General features: G+C 73.3%; 14 protein-coding genes. 7 read left to right on the top strand and 7 right to left on the bottom strand.

Translation table 11 applies throughout. The features are described from left to right. Entirely contained in the window at positions 1-1,617 is a 1,617-nt protein-coding gene (locus JYK04_RS16835; protein ID WP_189737180.1) for a carboxyl transferase domain-containing protein, read from the bottom strand. A 98-nt stretch (positions 1,618-1,715) separates the two neighbouring features. On the opposite strand from JYK04_RS16835, the gene JYK04_RS16830 reads away from it, so the two are divergent. After that, on the top strand, positions 1,716-2,294 hold the full coding sequence (locus JYK04_RS16830; protein ID WP_189737178.1) for an SACE_7040 family transcriptional regulator: 579 nt from the start codon (positions 1,716-1,718) through the stop codon (positions 2,292-2,294). A 56-nt stretch (positions 2,295-2,350) separates the two neighbouring features. Then, positions 2,351-3,163 (top strand): phosphatase, encoded by an 813-nt coding sequence (locus tag JYK04_RS16825; protein WP_189737176.1) that lies wholly within the window; start codon positions 2,351-2,353, stop codon positions 3,161-3,163. 93 nt (positions 3,164-3,256) lie between these two features. Here JYK04_RS16825 and JYK04_RS16820 read toward each other — a convergent pair whose 3' ends face one another. After that, positions 3,257-3,649 carry a hypothetical protein gene (locus JYK04_RS16820; protein ID WP_189737174.1) on the bottom strand — a complete coding sequence of 131 codons (393 nt, stop codon included), beginning with the start codon at positions 3,647-3,649 and terminating at the stop codon, positions 3,257-3,259. A 136-nt stretch (positions 3,650-3,785) separates the two neighbouring features. Here JYK04_RS16820 and JYK04_RS16815 point away from each other — a divergent pair, with 136 nt between their 5' ends. Then, positions 3,786-4,631 carry a DUF4253 domain-containing protein gene (locus JYK04_RS16815; protein WP_189737171.1) on the top strand — a complete coding sequence of 282 codons (846 nt, stop codon included), beginning with the start codon at positions 3,786-3,788 and terminating at the stop codon, positions 4,629-4,631. A gap of 16 nt (positions 4,632-4,647) precedes the next feature. Here JYK04_RS16815 and tesB read toward each other — a convergent pair whose 3' ends face one another. Together tesB and JYK04_RS16805 are read right to left on the bottom strand one after the other, a co-directional pair. After that, positions 4,648-5,526, bottom strand: a complete 879-nt coding sequence (gene tesB, locus JYK04_RS16810) for an acyl-CoA thioesterase II (RefSeq protein WP_189737169.1) — start codon at positions 5,524-5,526, stop codon at positions 4,648-4,650. Positions 5,527-5,552: 26 nt separating this feature from the next. Beyond that, positions 5,553-6,710: an acyl-CoA dehydrogenase family protein gene (locus tag JYK04_RS16805; RefSeq protein WP_189737167.1), complete on the bottom strand. Its 1,158-nt coding sequence runs from the start codon at positions 6,708-6,710 to the stop codon at positions 5,553-5,555. A 269-nt stretch (positions 6,711-6,979) separates the two neighbouring features. Here JYK04_RS16805 and JYK04_RS16800 point away from each other — a divergent pair, with 269 nt between their 5' ends. Further along, positions 6,980-7,942, top strand: a complete 963-nt coding sequence (locus JYK04_RS16800) for a hypothetical protein (RefSeq protein WP_189737165.1) — start codon at positions 6,980-6,982, stop codon at positions 7,940-7,942. A 24-nt stretch (positions 7,943-7,966) separates the two neighbouring features. Here JYK04_RS16800 and JYK04_RS16795 read toward each other — a convergent pair whose 3' ends face one another. Then, entirely contained in the window at positions 7,967-9,370 is a 1,404-nt protein-coding gene (locus JYK04_RS16795) for a PucR family transcriptional regulator (protein ID WP_189737162.1), read from the bottom strand. Between the two features lie 118 nt (positions 9,371-9,488). On the opposite strand from JYK04_RS16795, the gene speB reads away from it, so the two are divergent. Further along, positions 9,489-10,451 (top strand): agmatinase, encoded by a 963-nt coding sequence (speB, locus tag JYK04_RS16790; protein WP_030013156.1) that lies wholly within the window; start codon positions 9,489-9,491, stop codon positions 10,449-10,451. Positions 10,452-10,456: 5 nt separating this feature from the next. Continuing rightward, a complete protein-coding gene (locus tag JYK04_RS16785) occupies positions 10,457-12,124 on the top strand; it encodes a thiamine pyrophosphate-binding protein (RefSeq protein WP_189737161.1) in 1,668 nt (555 codons plus the stop codon). A gap of 15 nt (positions 12,125-12,139) precedes the next feature. Here JYK04_RS16785 and JYK04_RS16780 read toward each other — a convergent pair whose 3' ends face one another. Further along, the gene (locus JYK04_RS16780; protein WP_189737159.1) at positions 12,140-12,385 is read right to left on the bottom strand and encodes a hypothetical protein; all 246 of its coding nucleotides are present in this window, start codon (positions 12,383-12,385) and stop codon (positions 12,140-12,142) included. A 290-nt stretch (positions 12,386-12,675) separates the two neighbouring features. Here JYK04_RS16780 and JYK04_RS16775 point away from each other — a divergent pair, with 290 nt between their 5' ends. Next, on the top strand, positions 12,676-16,539 hold the full coding sequence (locus tag JYK04_RS16775) for an ABC transporter ATP-binding protein (RefSeq protein ID WP_189737157.1): 3,864 nt from the start codon (positions 12,676-12,678) through the stop codon (positions 16,537-16,539). A 30-nt stretch (positions 16,540-16,569) separates the two neighbouring features. Here JYK04_RS16775 and JYK04_RS16770 read toward each other — a convergent pair whose 3' ends face one another. Then, entirely contained in the window at positions 16,570-17,124 is a 555-nt protein-coding gene (locus tag JYK04_RS16770) for an EF-hand domain-containing protein (RefSeq protein ID WP_189737155.1), read from the bottom strand. Positions 17,125-17,287: the final 163 nt, after the last annotated feature.

Below are 17,287 nucleotides of genomic sequence, written 5' to 3'. Positions count from 1 at the left end.
TCACATACGGAAGATGCCGAAGCCCGAGTCGCCCAGCGGGGCGTTCGCGCACGCGGTCAGGGCCAGTCCCAGCACCTGCCGGGTTTCCATCGGGTCGATGACCCCGTCGTCCCACAGCCGCGCGGTGGCGTAGTAGGCGTTGCCCTGCTCCTCGTACTGCGCGCGGACCGGGGCCTTGAAGGCCTCCTCGTCCTCGGCGGGCCATTCCTGGCCGGCGCCCTCGATCTGGTCGCGCTTGACCGTGGCGAGCACCGAGGCCGCCTGCTCCCCGCCCATCACGGAGATCTTGGCGTTGGGCCACATCCACAGGAAGCGGGGCGAGTACGCCCGGCCGCACATCGAGTAGTTGCCGGCGCCGTACGAGCCGCCGACCACCACGGTCAGCTTCGGCACCCGGGTGCAGGCCACGGCCGTCACCATCTTGGCGCCGTGCTTGGCGATGCCGCCGGCCTCGTAGTCCTTGCCGACCATGAAGCCGGAGATGTTCTGGAGGAAGAGGAGCGGGATGCCGCGCTGGTCGCACAGCTCGATGAAGTGCGCGCCCTTCTGTGCGGACTCGGCGAACAGGATGCCGTTGTTGGCGATGATCCCGACCGGGTGTCCGTGGATCCGGGCGAAGCCGGTGACCAGCGTCTGGCCGAACTCGGACTTGAACTCCTGGAAGCGGGAGCCGTCCACGATCCGGGCGATGATCTCGCGGGCGTCGTACGGGGTGCGCGAGTTGACGGGGACCGCACCGTACAGCCCGTACGGGTCCACCTTGGGCTCTTCCGGCGCCTCGACCGACCAGGGCAGGGCCCCGCGCTCGGGCAGGGTCGCCACGATGTTCCGTACGATCCGCAGCGCGTGCGCGTCGTCCTCCGCGAGGTGGTCGGTCACGCCCGAGATCCGGGAGTGGACCTCGCCGCCGCCGAGCTCCTCGGCCGTGACCACCTCGCCGGTGGCGGCCTTCACCAGCGGCGGGCCGCCGAGGAAGATCGTGCCCTGGTTGCGGACGATGACGGCCTCGTCACTCATCGCCGGTACGTACGCGCCGCCGGCCGTGCAGGAGCCGAGGACGGCGGCGATCTGCGGGATGCCGGCCCCCGACATGCGGGCCTGGTTGTAGAAGATGCGGCCGAAGTGCTCCCGGTCGGGGAAGACCTCGTCCTGCATGGGGAGGAAGGCACCGCCGGAGTCGACCAGGTAGAGGCAGGGGAGACGGTTCTCCAGGGCCACCTCCTGGGCGCGCAGGTGCTTCTTGACGGTCATCGGGTAGTACGTGCCGCCCTTGACGGTGGCGTCGTTCGCGACGATCACGCACTCGCGGCCGCTGACCCGGCCGATGCCCGCGATGACCCCGGCGGCGGGGGCGGCGCCCCCGTACATGCCCTCGGCGGCCAGCGGGGCCAGCTCCAGGAAGGGCGATCCGGGGTCGAGGAGGGTGTCCACGCGGTCGCGCGGGAGGAGCTTCCCGCGGGCGGTGTGGCGGGCGCGGGCCTTCTCGCCGCCGCCGAGCCGGGCCGCGTCGAGCCGGGCGCGCAGGCCCTCGGTCAGCTCGCGGTGGGCGGCCTCGTTGGTCCGCCAGGCCTCGGACGCCGGGTCCGCGGCGCTCGTCAGCACTGGTGCCTGCTGCATCGGTCGAGCTCCCTTGCTCGTTCCACGCGGTTAATGAGCGTTAACGCTTGTGAGCTCAGGTTAACGACCGCTAACGGCCCTGTCTAGAATGGTTTCCCATGAGCACCAGAGCGGCCGCACCCACCCGTCGCGAGCAGATCCTCAGTGAGGCCGCTCGTCTCTTCGCCGCGCGTGGATTCCACGGCGTGGGCGTCGACGAGATAGGGGCCGCCGTGGGCATCAGCGGTCCCGGCCTGTACCGGCACTTCGCGGGCAAGGACGCCATGCTCGCCGAACTGCTCGTCGGCATCAGCGAGCGGCTGCTGACCGGCGGCCGGCACCGCGTGGCGGAGGCGGCGGGCGACCCGGCCCGGGTGCTGTCCTCCCTCATCGACGGCCACATCGACTTCGCGCTCGACGACCGCGCGCTGATCACCCTGCACGACCGGGAGCTCGACCGGCTCCGGGAGGCCGACCGCAAGCTCGTGCGGCAGCTGCAGCGCCAGTACGTGGAGCTGTGGGTGGAGGTCGTACGGGAACTGCACCCGGAGGTCGGCGAGGCGGAGGTGCGGGTCGCCGTGCACGCGGTCTTCGGCCTGCTCAACTCCACCCCGCACCTGGCGGCGCTGGGGCGCGAGGCGGTGGAATCGCTGCTGCGGCGCCTCGCCCACGGCGCGTTCGGGGCGCTGTCGGCGTGACCCGGGGCGTCCGCCGACCGGAATGGACGCGCCGGCTCCGCCCCGGCGGCGGCAGAATGGCCCGTATGCCGAAGCCGATAGAGACGCCCGTACCCACCCGCGCCGAACTCATCGACCACCTGGTCCGCACCCGGATCGCGGGGCAGGTCGCCACGCCGCGCGACAACAACCTGAGCCACTACCGCAAGCTCGCCAACGGCGATCGGCACTACTGGCTCGGGCTGGAACTGGGCGACCGCTGGACGGACGAGCAGGACGTGCTCGCGGTGATGGCGGAGCGGTGCGGCGTCGTGGACGACCCCGAGTTCCGCTTCGGCCAGGACACCATCGACCCCGAACTGACCGTGGCCGGCCTGGACCGCCTGGCGGCGCGGCTGCGCAAGGCGGCGCTGGACCGGCAGAGCGTGCTCTTCGCCACCGGCCACCCGGGCGGCCTGCTGGACGTCCACCGCGCCACGGCGGCGGCCCTGCGGGCGGCGGGCTGCGAGATCGTCGTCATCCCGCAGGGGCTGGTGGCGGACGAGGGCTCGGTGTGGCAGTTCGCCGACGTCGCGGTCCTGGAGCGGGGCGCGACGCTGTGGCACACCCACTCGCCGGAGCCGATGGCCGCGATCCTGGACGGCCTGGCGGCCGAGAACCGCCCGCTGCCGGACCTGGTCGTCGCCGACCACGGCTGGGCGGGCTGCGCGGCCCAGCGGGGCCTGGACGCGGTGGGCTACGCGGACTGCAACGACCCGGCCCTGTTCATCGGCGAGGCGGAAGGCGCGGTCCAGGTGACGGTCCCCCTGGACGACCACGTCCGCGACCCCCGCTTCTACGACCCGATGGTGGCGTACCTCCTGGACGCGGCGGGCCTGCGGGACGCATAGCGCGGCGGACACGAAAGAGCCCCGGCCGGTATCCCGGGCCGGGGCTTCCCCGGTCCACCCGCAAGGGACGGCGCCCTGCCCGCCCCGCGTCGGTCAGCCCAGCGGCCCGGCCGACCGTACGTAGTGCACGCCGGGCGGGTCCTGGGGGAGGAACCCCTTCGTGCCGTCCTTCAGCGAGAAGACCACCAGGTAGGCCTTGCACGGCTTGGCGGTGGCGGGTCCCTGGTAGTCGAACCTGATCCCCGGCCTCTCGTCGGGATAGGTGTCGAAGACCCACGTCGCCGGCCCGGTGTACGAACGGCCCGCCGCGTCGGTGGACCGCCCGCAGTCCGGCCCGGGCCGTGTGACCCGCTCCAGGTCCGCCGAACCATCGGCCCGAACCGTCAGCCGGCCACCGTCCGAGCCCTGCCAGACCCCCTCCACGTCGCCGACCGCCGGCGAGGCCTCACGGTTCTCGCCGAGGTCTGCCAGGAATGCGACCGGCAAGGCCACGATGAGGCCTGCCGCCGCTGTGAACCACCAGACGGACCGTCGCGGTCGGTCACTCACTGAGCGCCCCTTCTCATGCCTGCCACCGTAGCCTGCGGCGGCGGTTGTCAGTGGTGGTGGTTACGGTCGCCGCATGTCGAAGTCTCCGAAGGTGCGCAGCCCGCTGTCCGTCCTGGCCGAGGATCCCCAAGGGCGGTCCCTCGGGCTGGAGTTGCCGCGCGGTGTGCTCATCGACAGGCCCGGTCGGCGGGGGTGGTGGCGGGAGTCCGCGCCGCTGCTGTGGGTGTCCGACGAGGCCGTGGGGGTCGGGGCGCTCGCCGCTCACCGGAGTCCCGCGCTCGCGGCCGCCGGGCTGCAGGCCGTGCTGCTCCAGGGGCGGCGCGGGCTGGAACGGTGGTGGCAGGAGCGGGAGTTCTCGCCGGAGCGGATGTCCGACCCCGACGACCACCACGTCGAGCCCGTGCTGCGCGAGTTCTGGAGCGCGGTCGTGCCCGACCCCGAGGAGGGGGCGGAGGGGGAGGAGCTCATCGCTCCCTTCGGCCGCGACTGGCCCGGGCTCGCCCGGTCGGAGGACGGGCCGGATCCGGACGCCGTCGCCTGTGGGCTCGCGGACGGGCTGATCGCGAGCGGCCACCTGCCGAGCCCGCGGCTCGCGCTGGTCCCCGCGGGCCGCGGGGCCGACGTACCGGCCGCGATGGGCTGGTGCGGCCCGACCAACCACGAGAACGACACCGCCCGCATCAGCGCGGTCCTGCGCTCCTGGGAGGACCGCTTCGGCGCCCGCGTCGTGGCCCTCGGCTTCGACGAGCTCCACGTGTCCGTGGCGGCCCCGCCGCGTACGGTCGCCCGCGCGCTCCCCGTCGCGGCGGAGCACTACGCCTTCGCGCCCGACAACATCTGGCAGGGCTCCGGCAGCATCCGCGCCTACGCCGACGAGGCCGTCACCGGCAGCAACCACTGGGGATTCTGGTGGGACTGAGACGGGCGGGCGCGGGTCACGCACGCGGGACGCGTACGACGCCCTCCTGGATGACCGTCACGGCCAGCCGGCCGTCCTGCGTCCAGATGCGGGCCTGGCCGAGGCCCCGGCCCGCGGCCGCCGAGGGCGACTCCTGGTCGTACAGCAGCCACTCGTCCGCCCGGAAGGGCCGGTGGAACCACATCGCGTGGTCCAGCGAGGCGCCGACCACGTCGCCCACCGCCCAGCCGCCCCGCCCGTGCGCGAGCAGCACCGAGTCCAGCAGGGTCATGTCGGAGACGTAGGTGGCGAGGCAGGTGTGCAGCAGCGGATCGGCGCTGTCCAGCTTGCCGGCCGTACGGAACCACACCTGCGAGCGCGGCTCCACCGGCTCGCCGATGCTGCCCCAGGGCGGGGTCGTCGCGTAGCGCAGGTCCACCGCCTCCCGCGTCTCGATCAGCCGCTCCACGGTGCCGGGGTCGCGGAAGATCTCGCGGTACGCGGGCAGCGACTCGGCCGCGGTGGGCAGGGACTCCGGGTCCGGGGCGGACGGCATGGCGACCTGGTGGTCGAGGCCGTCCTCGTACGTCTGGAAGGAGGCGGAGAGGTGGAAGATCGGCTGGCCGTGCTGGACGGCGACGACCCGGCGCGTGGTGAAGGAGCGCCCGTCGCGGATCCGGTCCACCGAGTAGACGATGGGTGCGGAGGTGTCCCCGGTGCGCAGGAAGTAGGAGTGCAGCGAGTGCGCGATGCGGTCCGCGGGGACGGTCCGGCCGGCCGCGACCAGGGCCTGGGCCGCGACCTGGCCGCCGAAGACGCGCGGTACCAGCGAAGGCCGGCTGGTACCGCGGAAGATGTTCTCCTCGATCTGCTCGAGGTCGAGCAGATCGAGGAGCGTCGTCAGTGCCTGGTTCATGGGGGAAGGGTAGGTGCCCGGATTCCTTACAGGCCCATGGACTTGGCGATGATGGACTTCATGATCTCGCTGGTGCCGCCGTAGATGCGGTTCACGCGGTTGTCGGCGTACAGGCGGGCGATCGGGTACTCGTTCATGTAGCCGTAGCCGCCGTGCAGCTGGAGGCAGCGGTCGATCACGCGGTGCGCGACCTCGGTGCAGAACAGCTTCGCGGAGGCGGCCTCGGCGGGCGTCAGCTCGCCGGCGTCCAGGGCCTCCAGGGCGCGGTCGGCGACGGCCTGCGCGGCGTCCACCTCGGCCTGGCAGGCGGCCAGCTCGAACTTGGTGTTCTGGAAGTGCGCGACGGGCTTGCCGAAGACGGTGCGCTCCGTGACGTACTGCTGGGCGAACCGGACGGCCGCGGCGGCCTGGGCGTACGCGCCGAAGGCGATGCCCCAGCGCTCGGAGGCCAGGTTGTGGCCGAGGTAGTAGAAGCCCTTGCCCTCCTCGCCGAGCAGGTCCTCGACCGGGACCTTCACGTCGACGAACGCCAGCTCGGCGGTGTCGGAGGTCTTCAGGCCCAGCTTGTCGAGCTTGCGGCCGATGGAGTAGCCCTCGGACTTGGTGTCCACGGCGAAGAGGGAGATGCCGAAGCGGCGGTCGTCCTCGCTCGGGGCGGAGGTGCGGGCGCAGACGATCACGCGGTCGGCGTGGACGCCACCGGTGATGAAGGTCTTGGAGCCGTTGAGGACGTAGTGGGTGCCGTCCTCGGAGAGCTTGGCGGTGGTCTTCATGCCCGCGACGTCGGAGCCGGTGCCCGGCTCGGTCATCGCCAGCGCCCACATCTCCTCGCCGGAGACGAACTTCGGCAGGAAGCGCTTCTTCTGCTCGATGTCGGCCAGCATCTTGATGTAGGGGAGGGCGAGCAGCACGTGCACGCCGGAGCCGCCGAAGTTGACGCCCGCGCGCGAGGTCTCTTCGTAGAGGACGGCCTCGAACTTGTGGGTGTCCAGGCCCGCGCCGCCGAACTCCTCGGGCACGTTGATCCCAAAGACGCCCAGCTCGCCGAGCTTGTAGTAGAAGTCGCGCGGCGCCTGACCGGCTGCGAACCACTCGTCGTAGACCGGGACGACCTCGGCCTCGATGAAGGCGCGGATGGTCTCGCGGAATGCCTCGTGGTCCTCGTTGAAAACGGTACGGCGCACAGCCGGCTCCCTTCGGTCGCGGCGGTCCGCCGCCATGCCTAAGCGCTTGCTCAGGATAAGTTACCGGCCAGTCAAACTGGCTGTCCAGAGCGGAGGGGCCGAAGAAAGGGTGGGGTGGCTCACCCCCGGCCCTCCGGCGGCGACCCCCGGGGCGATCCCGGCGGAGGGGCCCGTCCGGGCCGTGGTGGCCGAAATGTGGCCGGAATGCGCTCGAGAATGCCTTGTTCGTGGTCTCACGTACCGGTTCGCCCTCCCCTAACCTGCCCGGCATGCCACTTTTCCGGAGAGCGAAAAAGGCCGGCGCGGGCGTACCGGACTGGTGCGCGTGGTTCAGCCCCGCCGACTGGCACCGCTTTGAGGAGCTCCTGAACGACGTCTTCCTGGACGGGAACAGGAGCGGGCCGCCCATGCGCTTCGGGGAGCACCGCCACCTCTCGCTCGCCGCCGAGGGAGAGCCCGGAGCTCCGCTGGACCTCGCGGAGATAGCCGAGCTGGTCCGCGGGCTGCCGCACACGAACTGGCGGTCGGCCACCGTCTCCTTCCTGAACCAGAAGCAGCGGCTCGCCGAGCGGCGCCGCGAACTGGAGCGCGCGGGCTTCGCCGAGGTCCGCAACCTGCTCATGCCGAGGCTGGTGACCGTCGACACGGTGACCGAGCGCCACGCGCTGGCGGTCGCCCTGACCGAGGAGCTCGCGGCCGTCGTCGTGATCCAGGTGGGCGGCACCCTCTCCGCACCCGTCCCGCCGGAGCAGTTCGACGCCTGGCAGGTGGACGGCTCCGAGGTCTGGGCCGCCGCCATGGCCAACCTGGACGCCGCGCCGGTCTCGCTCCGGTACAACGACGACGAGAACCCGCTGGTGAACGTCGAGGCCGACGGCGGATGGACCTCCACCCACCTGTTGCGGGCCGCCGATCTGATCGACCGCCCGGCGCCGCTCGGCATCCTCGCGATGGTCCCCTTCCACGGTCACCTGATGCTGTGGGCCGTGGCGGGGCCGGACCTGCACACCTGCGTGATCGCCTACGGCCCGCTCGTACGGCAGATGTGGGAGGACGCCCCGGAGGGGTTCCGGCTGAGCTCGCGCCTGCTGTGGATCGGGGAGGACGGGATCGAGTCGATCGGGGTCGAGCCCGCCCCGCCCGGCAGCGGGCGGCCCGGGGTGATCACCGGCTCCGCCCGCTTCCTGGAGATGCTCGCCTCCTTCCGCCCGCCGGACGACCACCCCGGCTGAGCGGGCCGCCGGCGGGCGCCGCCCTCACCCGGCGGCGACGCGCAGCGCGAACCACAGCTCCATCCGTACGTCCGGGTCGTCCAGGTCCCGGTCCAGCAGTTCGGCGGCGCGGCCGATGCGCTGGCGGACGGTGTTGCGGTGGACGCCCAGGGCCGCGGCCGTGCGGTCCCAGTTGCCGTGGTGGGCCAGCCAGCCGTGCAGGGTCTCCCGCAGGGCGGGGGGGAGCGGCCCCAGCAGGGCCTCGGCGTGGGCGCGCGCCTCGGCCTCGCCGACCAGGCCCGCGAAGCCGGGGTCGGTGTGGCGGGCCAGCGGGGTACGGGCCGCCTCCGCGCGCTCCAGGGCCCGCGCGGCCTGGGCGTCGGCCGTGGCCAGCGCGTCGGGCGCGGCCGGTGCGCCCACCCCGAGCCGCCAGCCGGGCTGTGCGGCGGGCTCCCGGTCCGTGAGCAGCCGTACGCCGCCCTCGTGCGGGTCCAGCAGTACGGTGCCCAGCGCGGCCGCGAGGGCCTGCGGGTCCCCGGACCCGCGGGCGTGGACGGCGTACCAGGGTCCGGCCGCCAGGGCCGCGGCCGGATTCCCGTCGAGGAGCAGCCGGGTCAGGGCCGCCGCCTCGGCCCCGGCGGGCCGCTCGGCGGTGAGCAGGGTCAGCAGGACGGCGGCCACCGATGCCACGGTGTGGTCGCCGGGTGCGCGGGCCGGGGTCGCGGTGCCCAGGGCGGCCCGCCCGGCCAGGGCGTAGGCGGCCAGGTGGTGTCCGCCCGCCCGATCGGTGGCGGTGGCGGGTCCGCCCTCGCGGCCGACGCGGGTCAGCAGCGCGGACAGGGCCTCCCATGCCGGAGCCGGCAGCTCCGGGCCCGCCGCCCGGCCGCCCGGCCACAGGGCGACCGACCCGCCCAGGCTCGCCGCGAGCCGGGCCAGCACCGCCGGGACCGGGTCGGGTCGGGCCGCGGCCGCCGCCAGGGCCTGCTGGGCCTCGGTGACCCGGCGCAGCTCCCGGGTCCGGGCCTCCGCCATCAGCCGACCCACCGCGCGGGCGACCGCCGAGAAGGGGGTCCGCGGCGGCACCTCCAGCAGCGGCAGCCCGTGCCGGGCGCAGGCCTCGGCCAGCGCGGCCGGGACCTCCTCGTGCACCGGGGCCACGCCGAAGCCGAGCGCGGCAGCCCCCGCCCCGGCCAGCCGGGCCACGTACCCGTCGGGGTCGTCGGCGGGACCCGCCCCGGCGGTCAGCAGCAGCTCGCCGCCGAGCAGGTACGGGGAGGGGTCGGGCATCTCGGAGGCGTGCACCCCGTGCACCCCGGCGGCGGCCGGCCCGGCGAGGTGGCGCAGGCCGAGCTCCCGGTCGCCGAGCAGCGCGGCGAGGGGCACGGTCGGGGTGAGCGGCTCCCCGACCGGGCCGTCGCCGTACTCCGGATCGCGGGGAGGGCTGGGCATGGATACTCCATCCATTTCGACTCTGCCGGATGGATGAAACGTACACTCCCCACCCCCCGGTGGCCCGCTTACGCTCGAAGTACCGCACACGTCAGGCCAGAGAAAAAGAGGCACAGCCATGAGCACGCAGCCGCGCGGCCCCGTCGACTCCTCCCGTATCCCGCGCTACGCGGGCCCGGCGACCTTCGCCCGTCTGCCCCGCCTCGACGAGGTCGGCTCCGCCGACGTCGCCGTCGTCGGCGTGCCCTTCGACTCCGGCGTGTCCTACCGCCCCGGCGCCCGCTTCGGCGGCAACGCCATCCGCGAGGCCTCGCGCCTGCTGCGCCCGTACAACCCGGCCCAGGACGCCTCCCCGTTCGCGCTCGCCCAGGTCGCCGACGCCGGTGACATCGCCGTGAACCCCTTCAACATCAACGAGGCCGTCGAGACGGTCGAGGCCGCCGCCGACGAGCTGCTCGGCGCCGGCTCCCGCCTGATGACCCTGGGCGGCGACCACACCATCGCCCTGCCGCTGCTCCGCTCCGTCGCGAAGAAGCACGGCCCGGTCGCGCTGCTCCACTTCGACGCGCACCTGGACACCTGGGACACCTACTTCGGCGCCGAGTACACCCACGGCACCCCGTTCCGCCGCGCCGTCGAGGAGGGCATCCTCGACACCGAGGCGCTCTCCCACGTCGGTACCCGCGGCCCGCTGTACGGCAAGCAGGACCTGGACGACGACGCCAAGATGGGCTTCGGCATCGTCACCTCGGCCGACGTCTACCGCCGCGGCGCCGACGAGGTCGCCGACCAGCTGCGCCAGCGCATCGGCGACCGTCCGCTGTACATCTCCATCGACATCGACGTGCTCGACCCGGCGCACGCGCCCGGCACCGGCACCCCGGAGGCGGGCGGCATGACCTCCCGCGAGCTGCTGGAGATCATCCGCGGGCTGTCCTCCTGCAACCTCGTTTCCGCCGACGTCGTCGAGGTCGCCCCGGCGTACGATCACGCCGAGATCACCTCGGTCGCGGCCTCGCACACCGCGTACGAGCTGACCACGATCATGTCGCGACAGATCGCGCAGGCGAAGGGCAAGTAAGCGAAGTGACGCACGACCACGACCTGGTTCTCCGCCCCACCGACGCCCAGAGGGCGGCCGCGCTCGCGCCGCCGCCGGGCCGGACGGGCGGGGACCTGGTCGTGGAAACGCTGCGCTCGCTCGGCGCGAACACCGTCTTCGGCCTGCCCGGCCAGCACGCGCTCGCCCTCTTCGACGCGGTCGGCCGCTCCGACCTGCGCCTCGTGGGGCTGCGTACGGAGAACAACGCGGGCTTCGCGGCCGACGCGTACGGCCGGATCACGGGCGAGGCGGTGCCGCTGCTGCTCTCCACCGGCCCGGGCGCGCTGATGGCGCTGCCCGCCCTGGCCGAGGCGGCCGCCGCCTCGGCCCCGGTCCTCGCGATCTCCTCCCAGGTTCCGGTGGCGGGCCTGGGCGGCGGGCGGCGCGGGCACCTGCACGAGCTGCGGGACCAGTCGGCCTCCTTCCGGGACGTGGTGAAGTCCGTCCACACGGTCCGCACCCCCTCCCAGCTCCCCTCCGTGATCGCGGAGGCCTGGGAGTCGGCCCTGACCGCCCCGCACGGCCCGGTGTTCGTCGAGATCCCCGAGGACGTGCTGCGGGCCGAGACCGTCATCCCGCAGGTCACGGGCGTGGACGCGACCCCGCACGAGCTGGCGCCGAGGCCAGAGCTCACGGCGCTCGCCGCCCACTGGCTGGAGAACGCCACCCGCCCGGTGATCATCGCGGGCGGCGGGGTCGTCCGCTCCGACGCGGCGGGCAAGCTGAGGCAGCTCGCCGAGCGCCTGAACGCGCCCGTCGTCACCACCTTCGGCGGCAAGGGCGCCTTCCCGTGGACCCATCCGCTGTCCCTCCAGTCCTGGCTGGAGGACCGCCACATGACGGACTTCCTGGAGGACGCCGACGTCCTGCTCGTGGTCGGCTCGGGCCTCGGCGAGCTCTCGTCGAACTACCACACGTTCTTCCCGACGGGCCGGGTCGTCCAGATCGAGGCGGACCTCGGCAAGCTGGAGTCCAACCACGCGGGCCTCGGCATCCACGCGGACGCCCGCCTGGCGCTCCAGGCCCTGCTGGAGACGGTGTCCGAGCGCGAGGACCCCTCCGCCCCGGAGCGCGTGCGCCTGGTCCTCGCGGACATCGCGGCCCGCCTCGCCACCCAGGACGTGGCCCTCGAACAGGAACTCCTCGGCTCGATCCGGGCCGCGCTCCCGCCCCGCTCCCCGTCCTTCTGGGACATGACGATCCTGTCCTACTGGGCCTGGTCCGCCTTCGACCCGAAGCACCCCAACACCATGCACTCGGCCCAGGGCGCGGGCGGCCTCGGCTACGCCTTCCCGGCGGCACTCGGCGCGTGCGTCGCGGAACCGGACACCCCGGTGCTGGCGGTGTCCGGCGACGGCGGCGCGATGTACTCCGTCGCGGACCTCGCCACGGCGAAGCAGCACGGCCTCGACGTCACCTGGCTGATCGTGGACGACGCCGGCTACGGCATCCTGCGCGAGTACGGCTGCGGGACCGGCACCGAGCTCGCCGGCCCCGACTTCGTGGCGCTGGCGCAGTCCTTCGGCGTCCCGGCCTCCACCACCACCCCGGAATCCCTCCGCGAGGACCTCGCGAAGGCCCTCGGGACCCCGGGCCCCTCGGTGGTGGTCCTCCCGGCCACCCTGAAGATGTTCGCCCCGACGCACCTCTGAGGGGTCAGCGCGGCGTCAGCCGCCGGAGCGGCCCTCCTCCTTCTCCTCGTAGGTATGGAGGAGGAGGCTGACCACGGCCACGCCCAGCGCCGTGCCCAGCCGGGCCCACGGGTTCTCGGTCAGCAGGCCGACGATCTTCGCCGCGAGCAGCGCGACGAGGAACGCGGTGACGTAGGGGACGACGGTGCGGACGGTCCGCTGCATGAAGCCGGTGCCGGTGCCGGTGCCGGTGCCGGTCGAGTGTTCGTGGTGAGTGGACATGGTCCTGGATCCCTTCGCTGCGCCACCGTGGTCGGAGGGCTGCCGACTTCCAGCATCGGCAGTACGCCCTGCCCGGCCCAGATCCGTGATGTCGTGACTTGACAGGGACGGGCCCCGCGTCCGCCTCGCTGCCGCGCCGCCCCCCACGGCCTCCCCACGGCCTCCCCGCCCCGGTCGGACGCGGTCCGCGCGCCCCCGCCGTACGAGAGTGCGATTGTTGCGGCGGGATGAAATCCGCCGGTCGGAGCGTTGGCGCTTCCGGCAGGACAGGACGAACGGGGAGGCCTCACGTGGCGGCGGCAGAGACAGCGGCTGGGGAGAAACAGGGCTGGGGCAAGCGGCTGGCGGCCTACACCTGGCGGTACAGGACCAATGTGCTGCTCGCGCTCGGCTCCTCGCTGGCCGGTATGGCCGTGATGGCGGTCGTGCCGCTGGTCACCAAGGTGATCATCGACGACGTCATCGGGGACCGGACCAAGCCCATGGCGCCCTGGGCCGGGATGCTCATAGCCGCGGCCCTGCTCGTGTACGTACTGACCTACGTACGCAGGTACTACGGCGGGCGGCTCGCCCTCGACGTGCAGCACGACCTGCGCACCGACATGTACGACACGATCGCCCGCCTCGACGGGCGGCGGCAGGACGAGCTGAACACCGGTCAGGTCGTCGGCCGCGCCACCAGCGACCTCCAGCTGATCCAGGGCCTGCTCTTCATGCTGCCCATGACGATCGGGAACTTCCTGCTCTTCGGGATATCCCTCGGGATCATGCTCTGGCTCTCGCCGCTGCTGACCCTCGTCGCCCTGCTCATGGCCCCCGCCCTGTGGTTCATAGCCAAGCGCAGCCGCAAGAAGCTCTTCCCCGCCACCTGGTGGGCCCAGGGCCAGGCCGCCGCCGTGGCGACCGTCGTCGACGGGGCCGTGACCGGCGTCCGCGTCGTCAAGGGCTTCGGCCAGGAGGAGCAGGAGACCGGCAAGCTGCGCGAAGCCGGCCGCCGGCTGTTCGCCGGGCGGATGCGGACCATCCGCCTCAACTCGCGCTACACCCCCGCCCTGCAGGCCGTCCCCGCGCTCGCCCAGGTCGCCATGCTGGCCCTCGGCGGCTGGATGGCCACCAACGGCCAGGTCACCCTCGGCACCTTCGTCGCCTTCTCCACCTACCTCGCCCAGCTCGTCGGACCCGTCCGCATGCTCGCCATGGTCCTCACCGTCGGACAGCAGGCCCGGGCCGGCGTGGAGCGCGTGTTCGAGCTCATCGACACCGAGCCCGAGATCCACGAGGGCACCCACGAGCTGCCCGCCGACGCGCCCGCCACCGTCGAGTTCGACGACGTCCGCTTCGGCTACGACCCCGGGCGGCCCGTCCTCGACGGCTTCTCGCTCTCCGTGGCGCAGGGCGAGACCGTCGCCGTCGTCGGGTCCTCGGGCAGCGGCAAGTCCACCGTCGCGCTCCTGCTGCCCCGGTTCTACGACGCCGACGGCGGCGCCGTCCGCGTCGGCGGCCACGACGTCCGCGAGCTGACGTACGACTCCCTGCGCGGCGCGATAGGCCTGGTCCCCGAGGACTCCTTCCTCTTCTCCGACACCATCCGCGCCAACATCGCCTACGGGCACCCCGGCGCCACCGAGGAGCAGATCGAGGCCGCCGCCCGCGCCGCCCAGGCCGAGGGGTTCATCCGGGCCCTGCCCGCCGGGTACGACACCAAGGTCGGCGAGCAGGGGCTCACCCTCTCCGGCGGCCAGCGCCAGCGCATCGCCCTCGCCCGCGCCATCCTGACCGACCCCCGGCTGCTGCTCCTCGACGACGCCACCTCCGCCGTCGACGCCCGCGTGGAGCACGAGATCCACGAGGCCCTGCGCTCCGTCATGGCCGGCCGGACCACCCTGCTGATCGCCCACCGCCGCTCCACGCTCGCGCTGGCCGACCGGATCGCCGTACTCGACCGCGGGCGGCTCGCCGACATCGGCACGCACGAGGAGCTGGAGAGCCGCTCCGCGCTCTACCGCAGGCTGCTCACCGACCCGGACGCGCTCGGCGCCGCCTCGCCGCGGACCCCGGACGCCCGGGTGATGACCGAGTTCGAGCGCGAGCTCGACCGGGACCTCGAACGCGGCATCGAGCTCGAGGCCGAGATCGACTCGGAGCCCGTCAACGCCAAGCGCCGGGTCGCCGGCGGGGTCACCCCCGAGCTCTGGCGCCGCCAGGACGAGCCCGACACCGCTGCCGGTGCCCCCGTTCCCGGCGCCGCCCCCGCCGCGGGTGGCGCGCCCGGAGCCGGGCATTCCATGGCCGGGTCCGTCTCCGGCATGCCCGCCACCCCCGAACTGCTCGCGCAGGTGGCCGCGCTGCCGCCCGCCGACGACCTCCCCGAGGTGGACGAGACCCGCGCCGCGGCCGCCGAGGAGAGCTACGGACTGCGCCACCTGCTCCGCGGGTTCTGGGCGCCGCTGGCCATCAGCCTCGGCCTCGTCGCCGCGGATGCGGGGGCCGGACTGCTGCTGCCGATCCTGATCCGGCACGGCATCGACCAGGGCGTGGAACAGGCCGTGCTCGGCGCCGTCTGGGTGGCCGCCGGGCTCGCCCTCGCCCTCGTCGTCGCGCAGTGGGCCGCGCAGTTCGCCGAGACCCGTATGACGGGCCGTACCGGCGAGCGCGTGCTGTACGCCCTGCGCGTCAAGATCTTCGCCCAGCTCCAGCGACTCGGCCTCGACTACTACGAGCGCGAGCTGACCGGCAAGATCATGACCCGGATGACCACCGACGTGGACTCGCTGAGCTCCTTCCTGCAGACCGGCCTCGTCACCGCCGTGGTCTCCGTCTTCACCTTCTTCGGCATCCTGATCGCGCTCCTCGTCCTGGACGTCGAGCTCGCGCTGATCGTCTTCGCGACCCTGCCCGTCCTGGTCGTCGGCACGATCGTGTTCCGCCGCAGGTCCGTCGCCGCCTACGAGCTCGCCCGCGACCGGGTCAGCCTGGTCAACGCCGACCTCCAGGAGTCCGTCTCGGGCCTGCGCATCGTCCAGGCCTTCCGCCGCGAGGGCTCGGGCGCCAAGCGCTTCGCCGAGCGCAGCCACTCGTACCGCGAGGCCCGGGTCCGCGGCCAGTGGCTGATATCCGTCTACTTCCCCTTCGTGCAGCTGCTGTCCTCGGGCGCCGCGGCCGCCGTGCTGATCGTCGGGGCGGGCCGGGTGGAGGCCGGGACGCTCACCACCGGCGCGCTGGTCGCGTACCTGCTCTACATCGACCTGTTCTTCGCGCCCGTCCAGCAGCTCTCCCAGGTCTTCGACGGCTACCAGCAGGCCACGGTCGCTCTCGGCCGCATCCAGGGGCTGCTGCGCGAGCCCACCACCACCCCGCTGCCCGAGCGGCCGCGCGCACTGGAATCGCTGCGCGGGGAGATCGCCTTCGAGAACGTCCGCTTCCAGTACGGGACGGCCGAGGAGCGGGGCGAGAACGGCGAGGCCCTGGCCGGCATCAGCCTGCGGATACCCGCCGGGCAGACCGTCGCCTTCGTGGGCGAGACCGGAGCCGGGAAGTCCACGCTGGTCAAGATGGTGGCCCGGTTCTACGATCCGACCTCCGGCCGGGTCACCGCCGACGGGGCCGACCTGCGCGAGCTGGACCTGACGGCGTACCGCCACCGGCTGGGCGTCGTCCCCCAGGAGGCCTACCTCTTCCCGGGGACGGTCCGTGACGCCATCGCCTACGGGATCCCCGGTGCGAGCGACGCCGAGGTGGAGGCCGCCGCCCGCGCGGTCGGCGCCCACGACATGATCGCCACCCTCGACGGCGGCTACCTGCACACCGTCGCCGAGCGCGGCCGCAACCTCTCCGCGGGCCAGCGCCAGCTGATCGCACTGGCCCGGGCCGAGCTCGTCGACCCGGACGTGCTGCTGCTCGACGAGGCCACCGCCGCCCTCGACCTGGCCACCGAGGCCCAGGTCAACCAGGCGACGGACCGGCTCGCGGGCAAGCGCACCACCCTGGTGGTCGCGCACCGGCTGACCACCGCGGCGCGCGCCGACCGGGTCGTGGTCATGGACCGCGGCCGGGTGGTGGAGGACGGCACCCACACCGAACTGCTGGCGCGCGGCGGCCGGTACGCGGAGCTGTGGCGCACCTTCGTCGGCGAGGACGAGCGCGCCGCGGCCTGAGCGGACCGCCCGTCAGGGGACGCCCCGGGATCAGAACTCGCCGAAGAGCAGGTTCCCCGGGGCGTCCTCGTCGGTGCCGGTGTAGTACTCGCGTACCGCGTCGAGCAGTTCGTCGACCGTCAGCGAGCCGTCCCCGTTCGCGTCGATGCGGTGGAAGAGCGCCTCGGTGTCGGCGGGGCTCAGCCGCGTGTCGAAGGCCTCCTGCGCCCGGTGGAACTCCTGCGGGCTGATGAGCCCGTCGCCGTCGGTGTCGACGATCGTCAGGATCGCGCTCATCATCGGGCGGAACGAGCGGTCGTAGGCGGGCCCGCCCTGCGCGTACAGGCGGGTCATGCCCTGCTTGTACTCCTCGGGCGTGACCTTGCCGTCCCGGTCGATGTCCAGCTCGGTGAACAGGTCCTGCCAGAAGTCGGCCAGCCCGCCCATCACCCGCTCCGCCTTGGGCGAGTCGGCCGGCTCCGCGAGGGCCGTCAGCAGCCGGGAGCCGAGCGCGATGATGTCGTCGGCGTCGATCACGCCGCTCCGGTCGGCGTCCAGGTGCGTGAAGGCGCGCGCCAGCTTGCGGTCGAGCAGGTCGTTCGTCATCTCAGGGCCTTTCACGGCTGCCGCCACCGCCGCGATCACGGCGAGCGGGGGGTGGATCACCTAGCGTAATCGCCCCTCCGGGCGTGAACTCCCGCTGTCCCGCCGGGGGTGGCGGATGCACCCGTACGAGGGAGGGCGGCCGGTGGCGGAGGGCCGGGCCCTT

This window comes from Streptomyces nojiriensis (assembly GCF_017639205.1).
Lineage (GTDB): Bacteria > Actinomycetota > Actinomycetes > Streptomycetales > Streptomycetaceae > Streptomyces > Streptomyces nojiriensis.
The sequence above is the reverse complement of the archived record's forward strand: the minus strand, read 5'-3'. Positions and strand labels throughout refer to the sequence as shown.